Origin of the sequence: Pseudomonas sp. NS1(2017) (assembly GCF_002269425.1) — a bacterium.
Lineage (GTDB): Bacteria > Pseudomonadota > Gammaproteobacteria > Pseudomonadales > Pseudomonadaceae > Aquipseudomonas > Aquipseudomonas reactans.
The window spans coordinates 4,011,564-4,032,632 of record NZ_CP022960.1 but is presented as its reverse complement, the minus strand read 5'-3'; the positions used below and the strand labels follow the sequence as shown (position 1 = coordinate 4,032,632).

The following is a 21,069-nucleotide window of genomic DNA, read 5'->3' as shown; positions in this document are numbered from 1 at the left end:
CACCAACTCATGCACAAGACGCTCGGCCGAGAAACCGGCGTCGGTCTGGTTCCACAATCGCAGGATGTGCTGCCGCTCATCCTCGCCCAGCAGGTTCAATTGGCTGATGGGTTGCTGTTGATCGGCAACCATCGCCTGTAACAGGTTCTGCCAGTGGCTGGCCATGCGCGCGATGGTCGCCGGGGCGAACAGGTCGGTGGCATAACTCAGCGATGCGCCGAGCTGGTTCCCGGACTCCTCAATGTCCAGGATCAGGTCGAAATGCGCGGCGGTTTCATCCCTGCTCACCGGGCTCATGTCCAGCTGCGCCAGGCGCTGCAAATGCTCGCCAGCCAGGCTGATGTGGTGGTTGAACGCGACTTGGAACAAGGGGCTCAAGCTCAGGCTACGCTCGGGTTGCAGGGCCTCGACCAGTTGCTCGAACGGCAGGTCCTGATGCGCCTGGGCTTCCAGCGCGCGCTGTTTGACCTGGGTCAATAGCTGCCGGACGGTGGTCTGCCCGTCGACATCGGCCTTGAGCACCTGGGTATTGACGAAGAAGCCGATCAGCCGCTCGGTTTCAACCCGGTTACGGTTGGCAATCGGCACGCCGACGCGAATGTCCTGCTGGCCGCTGTAGCGATGCAACAACGCCTGGTACGAAGCCAGCAGCACCATGAACAGTGTCACACCTTCGCGCTGGGCCAGGGCCTTGAGGCTGTCGACCAGCGTAGCCGGCAACGCAATATTCAGGCGTGCACCCCGATGGGTCGGCACCGCCGGACGCTGGTGATCGAACGGCAACTCCAGCACCGGCTGCTCACCGCCAAGCAGGTCACGCCAGTAATCGAGCTGGCGCGCTTGTTCCCCGGCTTCCATCCAGTCGCGCTGCCATTTTGCGTAGTCGGCATATTGGATCGGCATCGTCGGCAATTGCAGCGCCTGGCCTTGGCTGTAGGCGGCGTAGAGCTGCACCAGTTCGTCGACCATCACTTGCATGGACCAACCGTCGGAGATGATGTGGTGCTGCACCAGGACCAGCACATGCTCTTCTGCTGCCAGGCGCAGAAGATTCACACGCATCAGCGGCCCCCGGCGCAGGTCGAAAGGTCGGGCTACCAGCGCTTCAACCCTGGTCTTGAGCTGAGCCTCATCGGTGGGTTCTAACACCAGTTCGATCCGTGCCTGCGGGCTGACCACTTGTACCGTACGGTCGGCCTCTTGCTGAAAGTATGTGCGCAGGCTGTCGTGGCGCGTCATCAGGGTATCGAAGGCACGTTGCAGGGCGACCTGGTCCAGCGGACCTTTCAGGCGCAGCGCACTGGGCACGTGATAGGCCGAACTGTGCGGGTCCAGCTGCCAGAGAAACCACTGACGCTCTTGGGCGTAGGACAGCAGCAAGGGTTGGGTGCGGTCTACCGCTACCAGCGCCGGTGCCGAACCCTGGACGTCGCCCAGGCAGCTGACAAAGTCGCCAAGCACGGGCTGTTCAAACAACGTCTTGAGCGCGACTTCGATGCCCAGGCCGTGACGCACCCGAGACACCACCTGCGTGGCGAGCAGCGAATGACCGCCCATTTCGAAGAAGTGATCGTTGAGCCCTACCCGCTCGGCACCCAGCACCTGGGCCCAGATGGCAGCGATGCGTTGCTCCCGCTCAGTCACGGGCGCGACCCATTCGGTCAGCGACTGGCTGGCATCCGGCTTGGGCAGCGCGGCACGGTCGACCTTGCCGTTGGGGCTCAGAGGCAGGCGCTCCAGCACCAGTAGATGCGCCGGCACCATGTAGTCCGGCAGCTCCTCGCGCAGCACGGCCTTGAGCTGGTTGCGCAGTTCGGTTTGCCGGGATTCGTCGAGCACTTGAGTGGCCACGACGTAACCCACCAACTGGTTGTCCGCGGCGATGACCAACGCCTCGCGCACACTGGCCTGGGCCAGCAGGCGCGCTTCGATTTCGCTCAGTTCGATGCGGAAACCACGTACCTTGACCTGATGGTCGATACGCCCCACGTACTCGATCATGCCATCGGCGCGGTAACGTGCCAGATCACCGGTGCGGTACAGTCGACCAGCGCCGTCTGCGCAAAACGGATCGGGAATGAAGCGGTGGGCCGTCAGGTCCGGGCGATTGAAGTAACCGCGCGCCAACAGCGGGCCGCCGATGACAAGTTCGCCCGCCACACCGACCGGCACCGGGTTGAGGTTGGCATCCAGCAGGTAGATGGCACGGCCATCCAGCACGCGGCCAATCGGCATCATCGACGGCAAGGCTTCACGGCCATCCACATAGGCAGCGCAGTCCAAGGCGGTAGCGGTCACCGTGGCTTCGGTGGGGCCATAGGTGTTGAGCAGGCGCACATGTTCCAGGCCCGCTGCCCGCCAGGCATTCAAGCCTTCCGGCGGCATGGCTTCGCCGCCGATGTGCAGTTGGCGCAGGCGCCCATAGTCACGCGGGCCCCGGTCGGCAAAGTCGCGCACCAGCAGCAGCCAATACGCGGTGGTCAGGTCCACCACGGAAATATCGTGTTCGATCAGTTGCTGATAGAAGGTGTCGCTGTCCCACAAGTCGCCGCCACGTACCACCACCGCCGCGCCGCAGCACAGCGCCGGGTAGAGCTGCTCGACGAAGCCGTCGAAATTGAACGTACCGAACTGCAGCACACGGTCATGGGCTTGCAACGCAAACAACTCGGTGAAGACTTCCACATGCCGAGCCAGGGCGCCCAGATCGATGCCCACGCCTTTTGGCCGGCCGGTAGAACCGGAGGTGAACATCACGTAGGCCAGGTTGGCCGGCTGCGTGCTGGACGACGGATTTTCGCTGCTGTAATCGACGAGCCAGTCCACCCCGGTTTCCAGGCAAACGAGGGTCAGATCCTCGCTGAGCGGCAACTGCCCCACCAACGGCTGCTGGGTCAGCAGCCATTGCAGACCGCTGTCCTCGATCATGCACTGAAGGCGCTCGGCTGGGTATTTCGGGTCCAGCGGCACATAAGCGCCGCCGGCCTTGAGCACCGCCAGCAAGCCAACGATCATCTCCAGAGAGCGGTCCACCGCCACACCCACCAGGCTGTCGGCGCTGACGCCCAACTCGATCAGGCGATGGGCCAGTCGGTTGGCGCGCACGTTGAGGTCGGTGTAGGTCATGTGCTGCTGATCCAGGATCAGCGCGGTATTTTCCGGGTGCAATGCCGCTTGTTGTTCGAAGCGTTGCAATACGCTGGCCTTGGCGGGCTGAGCAACACCCCGCGGGTTCCAGTCTTGCAGCACGCGGGTGTATTCGTGTTCCAGCAACAACGGCACGGCGCCCAAGGCCTGTTCCGGCGCATTGGCAAATTGCTGCAGCAGGCCCTGCAAATAGGCGCCGATATGCTGCACCGCGTCGGCGGCAAACTCGGCTCGCAAGTATTCCAGGTGCAGGCTCAGGTGCTCGCCACCCTGCACGGTGAGGGTCAAGGGGTAATTGGTGCGCTCCTGATGGCTCACAGCACTGAAACGCAAGCCGCTCTCCCCCGACTGCTCCAGGCTCTTGGCCACCGGGAAGTTTTCGAACACGACGAGCGTGTCGAACAGCGCCTCACCGGCCGAGCCGGCCCAGCGCTGAATGTCGAACAGCGGCGTGTGTTCGTGGTCACGCATTTCCAGGTTCAATGCCTGAACGCTACGCACCCAGTCGCTGACGCTTTGCGCCGGGCTGGCGGCAGCAATCAGCGGCAAGGTGTTGATGAACAGGCCGACCTGCTGCTCGACATTCGCCAGCTGCGCCGGGCGCCCGGATACCGTGACCCCACAGGCGACGCTGGACTGACCCGTGTAGCGCTGCAACAGCAACAACCACGCCGACTGCACCAGGGTATTGAGGGTCACTTGATGGGCGCGGGCGAAAGCGGTCAGGCGCCGAGTCTGAATGGCATCCAACTCACACAGCAGTTCGCCGTATTCGTCGCCCGTGTGCGCGGCGCTTTTGGCCACAGCACGTGCCAGGTGCGTCGGTTCTTCCAACTGCACCAGGCGCTGGCGCCAGAACGCTTCGCCCACCGCAGGGTCCTGCTGTTGCAGCCAAGCAATATGCTGGGAAAACGCCGCGCCTACCGGCGGCAGCGCCCGGCCCTTGCAGGCTTGCAGCACTTCATTGAGGACCAGGGCATTACTCCAGCCATCCATCAGGATATGGTGGCTGGTGTAGATCAAGTGCCAGCGGTCTTCACCCGTGCGAACCAGCGCCACCCGCAGCAACGGCGGGCTCGCCAGCTCGAAGCCCTGGCGATGGTGCTCGGCGGCCAGGCTGTCGAGGGCCGCCGGCAGATTCGGACGGTCGCGCCAGTCGTATTCGATGAAGGGCAAGCTGACGTGGCGATGCACCACTTGCAGGGCCTGGCCCTGGTCGTCTTGCCAGACAAAGCCGGTGCGCAACATGTCATGCCGTGCCAGCACTTGCTCCCAGGCGCCTTGAAATGCCGCCACGTCCATCCCCTGCACGTCGGCGCGCAATTGGCTGACATAGACGTCATCCTCGCCCTGCTGGTAGAGGCTGTGGAACAACATGCCCTGCTGCATGGGCGACAGTGGATACAGGTCCTGCACGCTCCGTGCAGGCAGTGCCAGGTCGTCCAACTGGGCTTGGGTCAGGTGCGCCAGGGATACGTCGGCCGGTGTCAGGCCGCCGTGCTGCGGATCGACGCAATGCGCGATCAACGCCAGCAGTTCCTGCTGGTAATCGTCCGCCAGGCGCTGGATGGTCGTCTCGTCGAACATCTCGCGACTGAACCCCCATTGCAGGGCCAATTCGCCGCCATACACCTGCCCTTCCACCGTCAGCCAATTGGCCAGCGGCGCCTCCGGGTCCTGGGCCTGGCCACTGCCTTGGGTAGCCGGAACGAACAGCGCCGATTCGTTGAACTGGCGGTCGAACTGGCCCAGGTAGTTGAAGGTGATGCGCGGCGCGGCCAGGCTCGATAGGGCTTCGCGAGCCTCAGACGTACCGAGGTAGCGCAGCAGCCCGTAGCCCATGCCCTTGTGCGGCACGGCGCGCAGTTGTTCCTTCACCGACTTGATTGCAGCCGACAGCTCGCCATCGGCTTGCAGGCGTACCGGGAACAGGCAGGTGAACCAGCCGACGGTACGGCTCAGGTCGACGGTGTCGAACAGGTCTTCGCGGCCATGGCCTTCCAGTTGGATCAGCGTGCCGGGCTGTTGGCTCCAGCGGCTGATGACACGCGCCAGTGCAGTCAGCAGCAGGTCGTTGACCTGGGTGCGATAGGCCGCTGGGGCGTCTTGCAGCAGTTGACGGGTCTGTTCGGTGCTCAGGCGAATTTCGACTTTGCTGCCCAGGCGGTTTTGCAGGCCGCCCTGGGGGTTATCGCACGGCAGATCGGCGCTCGCAGTCTGGGCCTGCCAGTACGGCAGTTGCTCGTCCAGCGTTTGCGCGTGGGCCTGCAACTGCTGCGCCCACCGCTGGTAGGCGCTGGTCTTGGCTGGCAATGCGACCTTGCGGTAAGCCTGTTGCAGGTCTTCAAGCAGGATGCGCCAGGATACGCCATCCACCGCCAAGTGATGCACCACCAGCAGCAAACGTTGGGAGCCGTCGGCCATTGCGATCAGGGCCGCACGCAACAACGGACCTTGTTCAAGATTGAGGCTACGCTGGGCTTCGTCGCAGAGTGCGGCCAACTCAGCGTCGTCAGCGACCTGGGTTTGCCACAACCCGGGCGTTGTCACTTGTTCGGCATGGGTTTGCTGCCAACCGCCAGCTTGTTGCACAAAGCGCAGGCGCAGGGCGTCGTGGTGGTTGATCAGTTGAGTCAAAGCGGCTTCAAGGCGCGCAGATTCCAGGGTTTCCCGTGGCGTCAGCAGCAACGACTGGTTCCAATGCTGGCGCACCGGAATCGCCTGCTCGAAAAAGCTGCGTTGCACGGGCGTGAGGATCACCTCGCCGGTGACCGGCCCCTGGTCGATGACTATCGCCTGCTCGAAGCATGCCACCCGCGCCAGGCTGCGCACGCTCTGGTACTGGAACAGGTCCCGTGGACTAAGGCGAATACCCGCCTGGCGCGCACGGCTGACCACCTGGATGGAGATGATCGAATCACCGCCCAGCTCGAAAAAGTTGTCTTCCAGGCCGATCGGCTCCACACCCAGTACATCGCTCCAGATCGCTGCCAAGGCTTTCTCAAGGTCATTTTCCGGCGCAACATAAGCCTGCTGTGGCGCGGCGTCCGGCACTGGCAAGGCCTTGCGGTCGAGCTTGCCGTTGGCGGTTACCGGCAGCTTGGCCAGGTGCACCAGATGGGTCGGTACCATGTATTCCGGCAGGCTGCTGAGCAGCCAGGCCCTGAGATCGACCGGCGCCTGGTCTTCCAGCACCAGGTAGGCCACCAGTTGCTTGCCGCCTTGCACCAACACCACGGCTTCGCGCACCAAGGGGTGTTGCATCAGGCGCGTCTCGATTTCGCCCAGCTCGATGCGCAGGCCGCGCAGCTTGACCTGATGATCGAGGCGGCCGAGGTATTCGATGACGCCATTGGCGCGCTGACGCACGCGGTCGCCCGTGCGGTACAGGCGCGTGCCGTCGCCGAAGGGGCTCGGTACAAAACGCTCGGCAGTAAGTGCCGGACGTCGATGGTAGCTGCGAGCCAGGCCAGTGCCGCCCAGGTACAGTTCGCCGCTGACGCCAGCGGGAACCGGGTTGAGCTGGGCATCGAGCACGTAGGTGCCGAGGTTGGCGATGGGCCGGCCAATGGGCACGCTGTCGGCGCCTTCGTCGACACAGGTCCAGTGGGTCACGTCGATGGCCGCTTCGGTCGGCCCGTACAAATTGAACAAGCCCGCCTGAGGCAACTTGGCAAATACCTGCAATTGCGCATCGAGCGGCAAGGCTTCTCCACTGCACACGATGCGCTTGAGGCGGGTGCACGCTTGCACTCCCGGCTCATGGATAAACGCCTGGAGCATCGAGGGCACGAAGTGCAGCGTGGTGATGCCGTGCTGCCCAATCGTCTCGATCAGGCGTGCCGGCTCGCGATGCTCGCCAGGCGCCGCGACCACCAGGCGTGCGCCGGTCATCAACGGCCAGAAGAACTCCCACACCGAGACGTCGAAGCTGAACGGGGTTTTCTGCAGGACCGCATCGCTGGCATCCAGGCCATAGGCCTGCTGCATCCAGCACAGGCGGTTGACCAGCGCGCGATGGCTGTTGCCGGCGCCCTTGGGCTTGCCGGTGGAGCCCGAGGTGTAGATCACATAGGCCAGGTTCAGCGCGTGAAGGGTGACGTTTGCCGATTCGCGGCTGTAGCCATCGAGCCAGTTGGCGGGCTGGTCCAGGGCAATCACCTGAATGCCCTCGACAGGCAGGTTTGGCAACAGGCTGCGCTGGCTGAGCAACAACTGAATGCCGCTGTCCTCGATCATGTAGGCCAGGCGTTCCTGAGGATACTCAGGATCCAACGGGACGTAGGCGCCACCTGCCTTGAGAATGGCCAGCAGACCGACCACCATTTCAATCGAGCGCTCAACGCAGATGCCGACCAGCACGTCCGGGCCTACGCCCTTCTCGCGCAACACATGGGCCAACTGGTTGGCACGCGCATCCAACTGCGCATAGGTCAGCGTTGTGGCACCGAACACCAGCGCGAGCGCGTCGGGCGTGGCCTGCACTTGGTCTTCAATCAGGTGATGGATGCCGCGCTCGGTCGGGTAAGCCTCGGCGGTCTGGTTCCAGGTGTGGACCAGCACTTGCTGCTCATCCGCATCCAGCATCGGCAACTCACCGATGCGCTGCGTAGCGTCGGCCACCATGGCCTGCAACAGGCGCACCCAATGCCCGGCCATGCGCTCGATGGACGCCGCGTCGAACAGGTCATTGGCGTAGGTCAGCGCGGCGTGCAGGGTGCCGGATTTTTCATAGGTATCGAGGGTCAGGTCAAACTGAGTGGTGCGGCCTTGCCACTCCACCAACGCCAGCTCCAGGCCGGAGGCGGTGCTGACGCTCGCAACATCGGCCACCACCGGCTGATGGTTGTACATGACCTGAAACAACGGCGTATGGCTGAGGCTGCGCTCGACCTTGAGGGCTTCCACCAGGCGCTCGAACGGCAATTCCTGATGGGCCTGGGCGCCCAGCGCGTGCTCCTTGATGCTTTGCAGCAGCTCAGTGACAAGGGTTTGCCCGCTCAGCTCGGTGCGTAGCACTTGGGTATTGACGAAAAAGCCGATCAGCCCTTCGACTTCAGTACGGTTGCGGTTAGCGATTGGCACGCCGACGCGGATATCGCCCTGCCCGGTATAGCGATGCAGCAGCACGTTGAACGCACCGAGCAAGAGCATGAACAGGGTCACGTTGTGCTTTTGCGCGCAGCTGCGCAGTTGTGCCGCCAGCGCGGGTTCGATCGCGAAGTTATGGCGCGTGCCCTGGTAGCTCGGCATGGCCGGACGTGGGCGATCCGTGGGCAGCTCCAGTACCGGGTGCTCATCGCCCAGGCGTGCTTGCCAATACTCCAGCTGGCGGGCCTGTTCACCCGCTTCCAACCAGCGACGTTGCCACAGGGCGTAGTCGCTGTATTGAATCGGCAAAGCAGGCAGTTGCGGTGTTTCATGGCGTTCATGGGCGTCGTAGCAGCGGATGAACTCCTCGATCAGCACGTTCATCGACCAACCGTCGGAGACGATGTGATGCAGGGTCAGCAGCAACACGTGCTCCTGCGTGTCGAGCGTGAGCAATTGCACGCGCAGCAACGGGCCGTTTTCCAGATCGAACGGCAGCAGCGATTGACGGATTGCGGCGTCGTTGACGGCTTGTTCGCGCTCAGCAGGAGGCAGGTGGCTCAGGCCGAGTTGATCGACGACCAATGATTTTGCTGTCGCGACCTGCAATAGGCGCTCATCGGCCTGTTGCTGGAATACCGTGCGCAGGGTTTCGTGGCGCGCAACCAAGCTAGAAAACGCCTGTTCCAACGCAACCAGGTCCAACGTGCCTTTGAGGCGTACAGCGCCCGGCAGGTTGTAGGCGCCACTGGCCGGGTCCAATTGCCAGAGAAACCACATGCGCTGCTGCGCGTAGGACAGCGCCTGACGATCCTCCGTCTCCACCCCTGCCGGAATCGGAAACCGGGAAAAATCCACCCCTTCTTTCTGCAAGGCCTGCAGGAACAATTGGCGTTTTTCCAGGGGCAACCCGATAAACCGGCGAGCAAGTTTCAAGGAGTCTTCAGCATTCATTTCTTGGAGTCCGGAGCAATAGGCGGGAAGCACAAAGGCACGTCGTCCCTATAAAACGAACCGGACAGGGAAAAATTAGCGGGGAGTGGAAGGCGTGGAGCGAGGTGTCATCAAGGGTTACATCAATCTCAACAGAGACACCCGAACCCGAGCTAGCATTGACGAACACCTCTTTTTGCAACTACATTTAGTTACACGCAGGGAACGCCGTGTCCAAAAATGAAAAGCTGCTCGCCAAACTGCTCAATGAGCACATGGCATTTACCTGGCCTGAGCTCGTAACGCTGCTGCGTCGACTGGGCTACACACAGATTGAAGGGGCTGGAAGCCGGGTCAAATTCGACATCGGCGACCCCAGTGCAATGATCACCTTGCACAAGCCTCACCCTGGCAACGAACTGAAACACTACATTCGGCGCCAGATCATCGAACAGTTGAAATCAGGAGAACTGATTCAGTGAACAACCAACTGAAACACAAAGGCTACATCGGCTCCATCGAAGCCAGCGTCGAAGACAACTGCCTGTTCGGCAAGATCCTGTTCATCAAGGCGTTGGTGAGCTATGAAGGGAAAACCGTCGCTGAACTGGACGCTGCATTTCGGGAGGCGGTGGATGACTACCTCGCCACTTGCCAGACCCTCGGGCAGGTCCCGGAGAAGCCCTGCAAGGGCTCCTTCAATGTCCGGGTCGGCCATGACTTGCACTTGGCGGCAGCCCTGGCGGCGACCCGCAAAAAAGTGACCCTCAATGACCTGACACGCCAGGCCTTGAATGAGTTTTTACAGCATCATGGCAATGATGCATGCCCTGCGGCTGGCTGATTAGCCCAACCGCCGATAACCCAATACTGCCGCCCCCAGCACCACCGCCCCCGCCGCCAACGCCACGTAGAACCCGCTGGTGGCGCCAAAGTGGTCGATCATCCAGCCGGAACTGGCAGCGCCAATGGCCACGCCGATGCTGAGGCCGGTGATCAGCCAGGTCATGCCTTCGGTCAAGCGGCTGGCGGGTACGACCTGCTCCACCAAGGCCATGGACACGATCAACGTGGGGGCGAAGAACAACCCAGAGATAAAGATCGCCACGGCGAGCCCGGGAATGTTGGTCACCAGCAGCAACGGTAAGGTGGTCAGCGCCGTAGCCATGCCACAGAACAGGAACTGCCGGGGCAATGATGCCTTGAGTTTCAGGGTGCCAAACGCCAGCCCTGCCAGGCACGAGCCAATGGCGTACACCGACAACACGATGCTCGCCGCCGCCGGCTGCCCCTGATGCTGGGCAAAGGCAACACTGACCACGTCCACCACGCCGACAATGACGCCCATGGCCAGCAACAGGATCATCAGGACCAGCACCGAGGGTGAAGCAATCAGCCAGCGGCCGTGGTGGCCCTGATGCGCATGCACGGGTGGTTCGGTCTCACGCTGCAACACAAAGGTGGTGACCCCCACCGCCAGCAACAACGCAGCAACCAAAGGCCCCGCCTCTGGGAACAGCACGACGCTCAACCCGACGGAAATCGGCGGGCCGATGATAAAGCACACCTCGTCCAGTACCGACTCCAGGGCAAACGCGGTTTGCAGCTTGGGCTGGCCCCGATACAGCTCGGTCCAGCGCGCCCGCACCATGGCCGACATGTTAGGCATGCAACCCGCCAACGCGGCGAACAGGAACAGCAGCCAGCTCGGTGCTTGCAGACGGGTACAGAGCAACAACATCAATAAAGCGCCGCCGCCGATCAATGCAGCAATCGGCAGCACTCGGCCTTGACTGTACTGGTCCACCAGCCGCGACACCTGCGGCGCACAAAACGCCGTCGCCAAGGCGAACACCGCCGCGACCGAGCCTGCCAGGCCATAGCCGCCATGCACCTGCGAGAGCATGGTGATCAAGCCGATCCCCGTCATCGATACCGGCATGCGCGCAAGCATCCCCGCCAACACAAAAGCCCGGGCGCCAGGGACCTGGAACAACTCGGCGTAAGGGTTTGCCATCCTGCTCGACCTCTTCATGAATGCCCTGGAACTTGCTATCCGCAAGAATCGAGGCAAAATACATACGGTGCGTATGTGACAAATCATGCTTAACATACGCAGCGTATGTCAATCTTTCCTTAGCCGATTGTGAGCCCAACCATGAGCCGAGCCCGTGCCGAAATGATCGAAGACACCCGCGCCCGGCTGATCGCCAGCGCGCGTCAGGCTTTTGCTACGCAAGGTTACGCGAATACATCGATGGACGACTTCACCGCCCGTGCCGGCCTGACCCGTGGGGCGCTTTACCATCACTTTGGTGACAAGAAAGGCCTGCTGGCCGCCGTGGTTGCCCAACTCGACAGCGAGATGGACGCGCGTTTGCAGCGCATTTCAGACGAAGCTGCAGACCCCTGGAGCGGCTTTTGCGAACGTTGTCGTGCCTACTTGCGCATGGCACAGGATGACGAAATCCAGCGCATTGTGTTGCAGGATGCGCCGGCCGTCCTGGGCGACACCGGCGCCCAGCAACACTGCGTCGAGTCATTGCGCCAATTGTTGGAGGCGCTGATGCAGGCCGAGGCTATCCCCCACGTCCCGAGCCTTGCGCTGGCACAACTGATCAACGGCAGCCTGGTCAACACTGCCCTGTGGATCGCCCGGGATGAACACCCGGACGCACGGCTCGAACAGGGCCTGCAAGGTCTTGAACTGCTGCTGCGCGGCCTGAGCCTCACACCAACCGCTTGATCTGCTTGTGCCGCCACACCAACCGGTAGTACGCAGTCTGCAAGGCCAGCATTGCCAGGTAGGTCACGGGGAACGCCATCCACACGCCTTCCAGGCCAAAATGCGCGTTGAACAGGTACGCCATCGGCAGTTCGACGCAGAGCACGCAGAAAATCGAGATCACCACCGGCATCAGCACCACGCCGCTTGCCCGCATGATCCCGCCCACCACCGCCTGGAAGCCAAACACCAGGATGCTCCACAGCATGATGTGCAGCAGATGCTCCGCGTTGACCCGTGCCGCATCGTCGGTAATGAACAGCCCGAGCAACCAGTGGGACAACACATAACCCAATATAATCAGGCCACCGGTGAGACACAGATTGATCAACAGTCCCGTGCGCAGAATCGGCCCGATACGCTCCAAGCGCCCGGCACCAATCGCCTGGGCACCCAGGATAGAAGCGGTGATGGCGATCGACAACGCCGGGAACTGCACGTAGTTGACGATCTGCGTCACCGCGCCATACGCCGCCGTGGCCTGGGAGCCGTGGCCGTTGACCAGGGCAAGGATGACCAATTCGGACAGCGACAGCACTACCATCTGTAGGCCGGTAGGCAAGCCGATGCGCAAGACTTTTCCGAGAATCACGCGGTCCAGGCGCAAGGCCGCAAGCAACTCACGATCGGGCGCCATCACATGATTATTGTGGCGCAGGCGCAAGATCAAAAACAGCATGGCCAAGGCGTTACCCACCAGCCCTGCATACACCGCGCTCTGGATGCCCATGGGCGGCAGGCCGATCCAGCCGCCAATCAGTGCCGGCGTCAGCAACAGGCCGACCAGGGTCGACACCATCAGCGCCAGCAACGGTGAGATCGTGTCGCTGACGCCGCGCAGCAACTGGGTGTAGAGGATGAATACCAGCAACAACGGCATGATCAGCATCATCTTCTGCGCATAGCCGACCGCATCGTCCAGCACATCCACCGGCGTGCCCAACGCCTGCAACGCCGGACGCGCAAACAGACTGCCCAGCACCGCGGCGATCACACCCACCAGCGCCCCCAACGTCAGGGTTGCGCCCGTGATCACCTTGACCATCCCCGTTTCCTGCGCCCCCCAGGCCTGGCCGATCAGCACCGAGGCGCCCGCCCCCAGGCCGATCACCAAGGCAATGAAGAAAAACACAATGGGGAACATCCCCGACACCGCCGCCAACGCTTGGGTGCCGAGCATTTGCCCGACATAGATGCCGTTGAGGGTACCGGAAAAACTTTGCAGGAAGTTGGACAGCACCATGGGTGCCAGAAAGATCAGGTAGATCTGCCACAGCGGGCGTTGCAAAGGGCTTTGCATGAAAAACGGGGCCTCGGATCACTAAAGCGTCCGAGGGTTATACCGTAAGTGGATCCCATCTTCCTGTGCTTTCGGGTTCCACCACCCGGCAAGCGTTGCGCAGGCATTCGGGATATCCAGGTTTTATTCCATCAATTCGCTCGATGGCAGGGTCAGCAATTTCTGATTGGACGCATCGCAGGCGGGTCGATAGATTCCCCAGCGAAAATAGCTTTTAGCCATCACTCCTCAATCCCCTGAATATCGAGCTTTCCATGAAAAAACCTGTCTCGTTGGCGATGCGTATCGGGCTGGGCTTTGCGTCCACCCTGTCGTTGCTGGTGCTGATCACCGCCGTCGGTATCCAGCGCGTGGGTTTTATCGACAGCACCCTCAAGGACGTGGCTGAAAAAGCCGCCGTGGTGCAGCGCTATGCGATCAATTTCCGTGGCAGCGTGCACAACCGCGCCATCGCCATCCGCGATGCAGTATTGGTCAAGGATGAACCGTCGCTCAACCGCCACCTGGCCGAGATCGACCAGCTCAAGCGCGATTACCAGGACTCTGCGGTGATGATGGATCGCCTGTTCGCAAATGCCGCCGCCAGCGCCGAAGAGTCCCGCCTTCTAGCGGATATCAAGGCCATCGAGACCCAGGCCCTGGCCTCCAGCGAACGGGTGATCAGCCTGCGTCGCAGCAATGACATCGCCGGCGCCCAGGACTTGCTGCTGGCCCAGTCGTCGGCTCACTACACCGAATGGCTCAAACGCGTGAATGCCCTGATCGACTTCGAAGAAGCCCAGATCAAGCAACGCCTGGACACGGTGCAAGCCGCCGCCAGCAACTTTGCCGTGCTGATGCTGCTGGCCAGCGCGGTCTCGATCCTCTTGAGCGTGCTGGTGTCCCTGTTGATCATCCGCAAGGTCAAGGCCACCCTCGGTGCCGAGCCGGAGGAAGTCGCCGAGGCAATCCGTCGCCTGGCCAATGGCGACTTGAACCAGCCCATCGAAACCGGCTACCCCGACAGCGTGATGGGCATCCTGAAAAACGCCCTGGCGCGCTTGGGCGACACCATCACCGAAGTGCGCTCGGCGGCCCAAGCCCTGCGCCACGCCTCGGTCACCCTGTTGTCCGTGGCCAGCGATAATCGTCAGCAGATCACCCTGCAAACCAGCGAAGCCCAGCACGTGGCGGCTGCGATCACGCAAATGGCGGCTTCAGTCAGTGAGGTCTCGGGCTACGCGTCCGCCGCGTCCAAGGCGACCATTTTGGCGGACGCAGAAGTCGACAGTGGCCACCGCCTGGTCGGCGAAGTGACCGTGGCTATCGAGGAACTCGCAACCATCCTCGACCAGGCCACCAGCCGGGTCAACCAGGTGTCCAGCGACAGCGAAAGCATCGAAACCGTGATCGAAGTGATCAACGCCATCGCTGCCCAAACCAACCTGCTGGCACTCAATGCGGCCATCGAAGCCGCGCGGGCCGGTGAGCATGGTCGTGGTTTTGCGGTGGTGGCCGATGAAGTGCGCTCGCTGGCGACGCGCACCCAGGAATCGACCCAGGAGATCCGCGACATGATCGGCAAGCTGCAAAGCGGCACCCAGGACGCCGCCGATATCATGCAACGCAGCCGCAGCCTGGCCCAGCTCACCGTGGCGCAGACCCGCGATTCACAGGTAGCACTGGGCAAGATCAGTCAGGAAGTCGGCGCGATCAATGCGATGAACGCGCAGATCGCCAGTGCTTCGGTGCAACAAAGCGCGGCGGCGGAAGAAGTCGCGCAGAACGTCACACGCATCCACAGCTCCACCGTGCAGTCGGCGGCGCGCTCCGAGCAGGTCGAGAACTCCAATCACGAACTGGCGGAGCTGGCGGATCGCTTGAGCACCAAGGTGGCGTTTTTCAACGTGACCTAGCGTTTGTCGCGCTTCATCTGCATGGTCAGGGTGAAACGGTCTGCGGGGTAGACCGTTTCCGACACCGCGATCACCCCGCCAGCCTCATCACGGTACTGGCGGATGATGTTCAGCCCCAATGTCCCACCCTGCGCCTTGAGGCTGGCGGCCAGTCCGGCCGACAGTTGCACCGGCCGCACCTGTTGGTCCACCACATCGATATGCCGAGAGAACGCCTTGCCGATCAACGCAGCGATCAGTTCATCAGGATGCTTGCGCGCTGCGGGGATTACCTCGGCAAAGGTCTGCTCGGCGTACACGTCGGTCCAACACAGCGGCGCGTTGCCGGCGCTGGCATCGACCTTGATGCTCGACACGCAGAAGTAATGCCCGCCCGGCTCCAGCCCCAGACGCCGCGCCAACGCAATATCGGCGACGAAGTCGCGCACGTCCTGGATATCGCGGATATGGGTTTCGGCCACCTGCACCAGGTCGGCTACCGACGCCATCGCCTGAGAATACCCGCCCTGGGGTGCGGCGGCTTCGACCCGCGTGCCAACACGCTTGCGCCGCGAGACCATGCCCTGCCCCTGCAACTGATCAATGGCCGCGCGCACAGTGTGCCGGCTCACCGCGTACAGCGAGCAGAGTTCGAATTCGGTCGGCAACAACGACCCCACCGGGTAATGGCCGCTGCCAATCTGATCGATCAAGTCCTTGGCAACCGCCGCATAACGCCTCTGGCTCACGCTTTCCATTTTTACCCTCGTTGTCGAGTTGACAGTGTATCAGCACAGGCGTAATCATAATGTACGGACATATTAAATATGTATGGTTTAAAAATAACAATTAGGATTTTCCCATGTCGAGTACCGTTTTTGATTCCGCCCTGTTCCGCGACATGTTCGGCACCGCCGAAATGCGCGGCGTGTTCTCCGATAAAGCCCTGATCGAACGCTACATCGAAGTGGAAGTGGCCCTGGCCCGCGCCGAAGCCCGTTGCGGCGTGATCCCAAGCGAGGCCGCCGAGCAGATCGCCGCGCTGTCGAAATACGAGGCCCTGGACCTGGCGCTGATGCAACACGAGACCGAAATCGTCGGTTACCCGATCCTGCCGTTGGTGGAGCAACTGTCGAAGATCTGCGGTGAAGCCGGCCGCTATGTGCACTGGGGCGCCACCACCCAAGACATCATGGACACCGCCGTGGTCCTGCAGGTCCGCGCTGCGCTGGCCATCGTCGAGCGGGATATCCAGGCCGTGCGCGGCTTGCTCGCCGGCCTTGCCGAGCGCTATCGCGACACACCGATGGCGGGCCGCACCCACTTGCAACACGCGCTGCCGATTACCTTCGGCTACAAGTGCGCGGTGTGGTTGAGCATGTTTGATCGCCACGCCGAGCGCCTGGTTGAACTGCGCCCACGCGTCGAAATCGGCCAGTTCGCCGGGGCCGCCGGCACCCTCGCCTCTCTTGGCGACAAGGGCCTCGAAGTGCAGGAAGCCTTGATGGCCGAACTGGGCCTGGGCGTGCCGCAAGCCACCTGGCACGTGGCCCGCGATGGCCTGGCCGAAACCCTCAACTTCCTCGGCCTGGTCACCGGCTCCTTGGGCAAGATCGCCCTCGACATCATGATGATGATGACCAGCGAACTGGGCGAAGTGTACGAACCTTTCGTAAAAGGCCGTGGCGCCAGCAGCACCATGCCGCAGAAGCGCAACCCGATTTCCTGCGAGCTGATGTACGCCGCCGCCAAGGGCGTGCGCCAACACGCCGGGCTGATGCTCGATGCGATGATCCAGGACTTCGAACGCTCCACCGGCCCGTGGCAGGCGGAGTGGATCGCCATCCCGGAGGCCTTCGCCCTCAGCGCCGCGTCCCTCGGCCAGGCGACCTTCATGCTCGCCGGCCTGGAAGTGCGCCCCGAACGCATGCGCAAGAACCTCGACATGACCCAGGGCCTGATCGTCGCCGAAGCCGTGATGATGGGCCTCGCCCCGGCCCTTGGCCGCCAGGTCGCCCACGATGTGGTCTACGCCGCGTGCCGCATGGCCAATGACCAGGGCACCAGCCTGCTCGACGCCCTGCTCGCCCAGGGCGAAGCCACTGCGCAACTGGACCTGGCCGAACTGCAACGCCTGACCGACCCGGCCAACTACCTGGGGCTGGCGCCGCAGATGGTCGATATCGCGCTGGCGCGCCAGGGCGCAGTCCCTCGCTGACTCTGTAGGAGAGCGTCACCATCGTTTCATCCATAACAACAATGAGATCACAGACATGTCATCCACCCCCGCAAAAAAACCGCTCTACAAGGACCTGACCTTCCAGGTTGTCGCCGCCATGTTCCTCGGGATCGCCTTTGGCTTTCTCGCCCCGGAGCTGGCCGCCAGTTTCAAGATCCTCGGCGATATTTTCCTCAAGCTGATCAAGACCGCCGTTGCGCCGCTGGTGTTTTTCACCGTGGTCCACGGCATCGCCTCAGCCGGTGATATCAAGCGTGTCGGCAAAGTCGGCCTGCGTGCATTGATCTACTTTGAAGTGGTGTCCACCCTCGCCCTGGCCATCGGTTTGCTGTGGGGCAATCTGCTGCAAATCGGCTCCGGCATGCATGACGCGCACCCGAGCAGTGCCGCCGCTGCTGCCGCGAGTGCCGCGGTTGCCAAGGGCCATGCGCCCGCGTCGACCATGGACTTCATCTACGGCATCTTCCCGGACAACTTCGTCGGCGCCTTCGCCGGTGGCCAGTTGTTGCAAGTGCTGGTGATCTCGGTGTTGTTCGGTTTCGCCCTGCTGGCCTTGAAGCCTGAACGTCGTGAAGTGATCGAAGACGGCCTGAACCGCATCTCCGAATGTTTCTTCGAATTCATCAACCTGATCATGAAATTCGCGCCCCTGGGGGCCTTCGGTTCGGTGGCGTATGCGGTGGGCAGCAATGGCACCGCGGTGCTGATGTCCCTGGCCAACCTGGTGTTGATGTTCTACGTCGGCATTGCGTTCTTTATCTTTGTGGTGCTGGGCGCGGTGTGCCGGTTGAGCGGCTTCAGCCTGTGGCGCTTCCTCACCTACATCAAGGATGAAATCTTCATCGTGCTCGGCACCGCATCGTCGGAAAGCGCCCTGCCGCGCCTGCTGCAAAAGCTCGAAAAATTCGGCTGCTCCAAGCAGAGCGTCGGCCTGGTGTTGCCCACCGGCTACGCGTTCAACCTCGACGGTACATCGATCTACATGTCGCTGTGCGTGCTGTTTATCGCTAACGCCTACGGCGTGCCGCTGAGCTGGGAGCAACAGCTGGGCATCATCGCGATCATGCTGGTGACCTCCAAGGGCGCGGCGGCGGTGTCGGGGGGCAGCTTTGTGGTATTTGCCGCGACCGTCACTGCTATCGGCGTGCTGCCGGCGGAAGGTTTGGCGCTGCTGTTCGGCGTGTACCGCTTCATGTCCATGGCAATTGCCACCTGCAACACCATCGGCAACAGCGTGGCGACGGTGGTGGTGTCGAAGTGGTCTGGCGAGTTCTCCCAGCAGACCGCCCAGGATGAATATCAACGCGTGCTCGGCCGTGCTGCCGGCGCGGCGCTTTAACGGAGCCTGGTGATGACTGCTCTGCGAATCGAACATGACGCGTTCGGCCCGGTGTCGATCCCGGCCGACCGTTACTGGGGCGCACAGACCCAACGGGCACTGGAGGTGTTCGGCAGCAAACAGCCGTTCCCCACCAGTTTGATCCGCGCTTTTGGCCAACAGAAACGCGCGTGTGCCCGCGCCAATGCACGGCTCGGCGCGCTGGCGCCGAACCTGGCAGACGCCATCGAACAGGCGGCGCAAGCCTTGGCCAATGGCGAGCTGGACGCGCATTTCCCGCTGTCGATCTGGCAGACCGGCTCAGGCACCCAGACCAACATGAACGCCAATGAGGTGATCGCCAATCACGCCAACCTCGCGCTTGGTGCTGAACTGGGCAGCAAGTCGCCGGTACATCCCAATGACCATGTGAACCGCTCGCAGTCGTCCAACGACAGCTTCCCCACGGTGATGCACCTGACCGCCGTGCTGGAACTGCGCGGTCGCCTGCTGCCTGCATTGGGCCATCTGCGTGATGGACTCAACGCCAAGGCAGACGCCTGGCAGGACGTGCTGAAAATCGGTCGCACCCACCTGATGGATGCGGTGCCGATGAGCCAGGGCCAGGCCTTTGGTGCGTTTGCCCAGCAGATCCAGCATGGCATCGCGCGAATCGAAGCCTGCCTGCCGCGCCTGCGCCTGCTGCCCCAAGGTGGCACGGCGGTAGGCACCGGGTTGAACACACCGGTCGGTTTTGACTTGGCGTTCTGCGAGGAAATCAGCCGACTCACCGGCGAACCCTTCGAGACCAACCCCTGCAAGTTCGAAGGCATGGGCACCCACGATGCCCTGGTCGAAGCCTCCGGGGCGCTGAATGTACTGGCTGTTTCCTTGACCAAGATCGCCAATGACATCCGCCTGCTCGGTTCGGGTCCGCGTTGCGGCCTGGGGGAATTGATCGTGCCGGACGATGGCCTGACCTCCTCGATCATGCCCGGCAAACGCAACCCCACCATCGCCGAAGTGCTGGTGCAGGCGGCGATGCAGGTGATGGGCAATCACACCACCATCACCTTGGCGGGCGCTTCCAGCACCTTCGAATTGAACGTGGCCAAGCCGGTACTGATCCACAACCTGCTGCACTCGATCGAGGTACTCACCGACTGCGTCAGCCTGTTCACCCACAAGCTGCTGAGCGGCCTGGAAGTGAACCGCCCGCAGTTGGCGCGTAACGTGGAGCACTCGTTGTTGATGGCGACGGTGCTGAACCCGCTGCTGGGTTATGACTGCGTGGCGCAGATCACTCGCAAGGCGGCGGATGAAGGCTTGTCACCCAAGGAGGCGGCGGTGCAGCTGGGGCTGATCACCGCCGCAGAATATGACCAACGGGTGCGACCGGAAAACATGATCAGCCCCGGCTGATCACTGCACGCTGCGTTCCTGGAAATTCAACCCGATAAACCTCAATAAAGGCTCGGAACCCGGCGCCCAGAAATCGTAATTGTGCGCACCGGGCCGGGCCAGGAACTGGTGCGGCACGCCAAGCTTGTTGAACTCCAGGTGCAGCGACACATTGCCAAGGAAGAACGGGTCGTTGGTGCCCTCGTCGAGGTAGTACTTGGTTTTCTTGATGTCGCCCACCGGCGTACTCTTGACCAGGTCCAGCACGTTTTTGTGGCGGTATTGTGCGTTGAGCCTCTGCTCGCCAACCAACCCCTCGCCCCAGGCGTGCCCATAGCGGCGCTCGTAACCGGCCGCATCCATCTGAGTGATCTGCTCGTCGGTGCGTACCGCAGCGCTCATCACCGCGACCGCACTGAACAGGTCGGGGTACTTGAAGGCATACATCAACGAAGCAAACCCGCCCATGGACAGCCCGCCGATGGCACGGAAGCGCTTGTCATCCAGGATGCGGTACTGCTTCTGCATGGCCGGGATAAATTCCTGGATGAACATCGTTTCCCACTGGAATTTGCCGTCCGCATCGTTCATGAAATACGTGGCGTATTTGTTCTCGGGGTTACGCAAGCCATCGGGGGTGATGACGATCATCGCCGGGATCGCCCCATCGTTGATCAGGCGGTCGAGAACGGCGCCGAGGTTGTCCTGCACGAACCAGTCGTTGTAACGCCCATCGTCACCGCCGTGCATCATGTACAGGACCGGGTACGACCGGGCTGAGTGGCCGTAGTCGGGCGGCAGGTAGATCGTGTATTTGACGGCCTGCCCAAGGGTTTTGCTAGTGATTGACTGGGTGTCATCGACGCGGCCGGTGTCGGCATTCGCCGCCAGGCTGGTCATCATCAGGGTGGCGAGCAGGACCAGGGTGTGGCTAAGGGTTTTCAGAAGCATCGAGTTGGCTCCATCAGCATGGTCAGAGGA

At 62.2% G+C, this 21,069-nt stretch carries 12 protein-coding genes and 1 pseudogene; 8 read left to right on the top strand and 5 right to left on the bottom strand.

The window, feature by feature from the left end; all coding sequences use genetic code 11:
* Positions 1-9,192, bottom strand: a 9,192-nt coding sequence (locus tag CI807_RS19210; RefSeq protein WP_095015761.1) for a non-ribosomal peptide synthetase, incomplete at its 3' end; no start/stop codon positions are given.
* Between the two features lie 209 nt (positions 9,193-9,401).
* Here CI807_RS19210 and CI807_RS19205 point away from each other — a divergent pair.
* Both CI807_RS19205 and CI807_RS19200 read left to right on the top strand, forming a co-directional pair.
* Positions 9,402-9,653 carry a type II toxin-antitoxin system HicA family toxin gene (locus tag CI807_RS19205; protein WP_038846635.1) on the top strand — a complete coding sequence of 84 codons (252 nt, stop codon included), beginning with the start codon at positions 9,402-9,404 and terminating at the stop codon, positions 9,651-9,653.
* Complete coding sequence (locus CI807_RS19200; protein WP_095015760.1) at positions 9,650-10,015, top strand: type II toxin-antitoxin system HicB family antitoxin; 366 nt, start codon at positions 9,650-9,652, stop codon at positions 10,013-10,015. The genes CI807_RS19205 and CI807_RS19200 overlap by 4 nt, the downstream gene beginning before the upstream one ends.
* Here CI807_RS19200 and CI807_RS19195 read toward each other — a convergent pair whose 3' ends face one another.
* Positions 10,016-11,188 carry an MFS transporter gene (locus CI807_RS19195; RefSeq protein ID WP_095015759.1) on the bottom strand — a complete coding sequence of 391 codons (1,173 nt, stop codon included), beginning with the start codon at positions 11,186-11,188 and terminating at the stop codon, positions 10,016-10,018. It lies immediately after the preceding gene.
* Positions 11,189-11,329: 141 nt separating this feature from the next.
* Between CI807_RS19195 and CI807_RS19190 the strand changes: the two genes are divergently transcribed.
* Entirely contained in the window at positions 11,330-11,917 is a 588-nt protein-coding gene (locus CI807_RS19190; RefSeq protein ID WP_016977218.1) for a TetR/AcrR family transcriptional regulator, read from the top strand.
* Here the strand turns inward: CI807_RS19190 and CI807_RS19185 are convergent.
* On the bottom strand, positions 11,901-13,256 hold the full coding sequence (locus tag CI807_RS19185; protein WP_095015758.1) for an MATE family efflux transporter: 1,356 nt from the start codon (positions 13,254-13,256) through the stop codon (positions 11,901-11,903). The genes CI807_RS19190 and CI807_RS19185 overlap by 17 nt on opposite strands.
* A gap of 254 nt (positions 13,257-13,510) precedes the next feature.
* Between CI807_RS19185 and CI807_RS32165 the strand changes: the two are divergent.
* Together CI807_RS32165 and CI807_RS32160 are read left to right on the top strand one after the other, a co-directional pair.
* Positions 13,511-14,026, top strand: a pseudogene (locus tag CI807_RS32165) (MCP four helix bundle domain-containing protein); the annotation flags it as partial.
* A gap of 66 nt (positions 14,027-14,092) precedes the next feature.
* Positions 14,093-15,151 carry a methyl-accepting chemotaxis protein gene (locus CI807_RS32160; RefSeq protein ID WP_371858011.1) on the top strand — a complete coding sequence of 353 codons (1,059 nt, stop codon included), beginning with the start codon at positions 14,093-14,095 and terminating at the stop codon, positions 15,149-15,151.
* Here the strand turns inward: CI807_RS32160 and CI807_RS19175 are convergent.
* Positions 15,148-15,879, bottom strand: coding sequence for a GntR family transcriptional regulator (locus CI807_RS19175; RefSeq protein ID WP_177409638.1), 732 nt, complete (start codon positions 15,877-15,879; stop codon positions 15,148-15,150). The genes CI807_RS32160 and CI807_RS19175 overlap by 4 nt on opposite strands.
* A 113-nt stretch (positions 15,880-15,992) precedes the next feature.
* Here CI807_RS19175 and CI807_RS19170 point away from each other — a divergent pair, with 113 nt between their 5' ends.
* Genes CI807_RS19170 through CI807_RS19160 form a run of 3 tightly spaced genes read left to right on the top strand, consistent with a single transcriptional unit; the run spans position 15,993 to position 20,109 of the window.
* Positions 15,993-17,348, top strand: coding sequence for an adenylosuccinate lyase family protein (locus tag CI807_RS19170; RefSeq protein ID WP_095015755.1), 1,356 nt, complete (start codon positions 15,993-15,995; stop codon positions 17,346-17,348).
* 55 nt (positions 17,349-17,403) lie between these two features.
* The gene (locus tag CI807_RS19165; protein ID WP_016977224.1) at positions 17,404-18,708 is read left to right on the top strand and encodes a cation:dicarboxylate symporter family transporter; all 1,305 of its coding nucleotides are present in this window, start codon (positions 17,404-17,406) and stop codon (positions 18,706-18,708) included.
* Between the two features lie 12 nt (positions 18,709-18,720).
* Positions 18,721-20,109, top strand: a complete 1,389-nt coding sequence (locus CI807_RS19160; RefSeq protein WP_095015754.1) for a lyase family protein — start codon at positions 18,721-18,723, stop codon at positions 20,107-20,109.
* On the opposite strand, the gene CI807_RS19155 is transcribed toward CI807_RS19160, so the two are convergent.
* A complete protein-coding gene (locus CI807_RS19155; RefSeq protein ID WP_095015753.1) occupies positions 20,110-21,039 on the bottom strand; it encodes an esterase family protein in 930 nt (309 codons plus the stop codon). It abuts the gene before it with no gap.
* Positions 21,040-21,069 lie beyond the last annotated feature (30 nt).

Excerpts from the sequence above, each read along its gene's own strand:
- CI807_RS19185 (WP_095015758.1), bottom strand. The coding sequence starts at position 13,256 with ATGCAAAGCCCTTTGCAACGCCCGCTGTGGCAGATCTACCTGATCTTT.
- CI807_RS19160 (WP_095015754.1), top strand. The coding sequence starts at position 18,721 with ATGACTGCTCTGCGAATCGAACATGACGCGTTCGGCCCGGTGTCGATC.
- CI807_RS19170 (WP_095015755.1), top strand. The coding sequence starts at position 15,993 with ATGTCGAGTACCGTTTTTGATTCCGCCCTGTTCCGCGACATGTTCGGC.
- CI807_RS19195 (WP_095015759.1), bottom strand. The coding sequence starts at position 11,188 with ATGGCAAACCCTTACGCCGAGTTGTTCCAGGTCCCTGGCGCCCGGGCT.
- CI807_RS19165 (WP_016977224.1), top strand. The coding sequence starts at position 17,404 with ATGTCATCCACCCCCGCAAAAAAACCGCTCTACAAGGACCTGACCTTC.
- CI807_RS32160 (WP_371858011.1), top strand. The coding sequence starts at position 14,093 with ATGCTGCTGGCCAGCGCGGTCTCGATCCTCTTGAGCGTGCTGGTGTCC.
- CI807_RS19190 (WP_016977218.1), top strand. The coding sequence starts at position 11,330 with ATGAGCCGAGCCCGTGCCGAAATGATCGAAGACACCCGCGCCCGGCTG.
- CI807_RS19155 (WP_095015753.1), bottom strand. The coding sequence starts at position 21,039 with ATGCTTCTGAAAACCCTTAGCCACACCCTGGTCCTGCTCGCCACCCTG.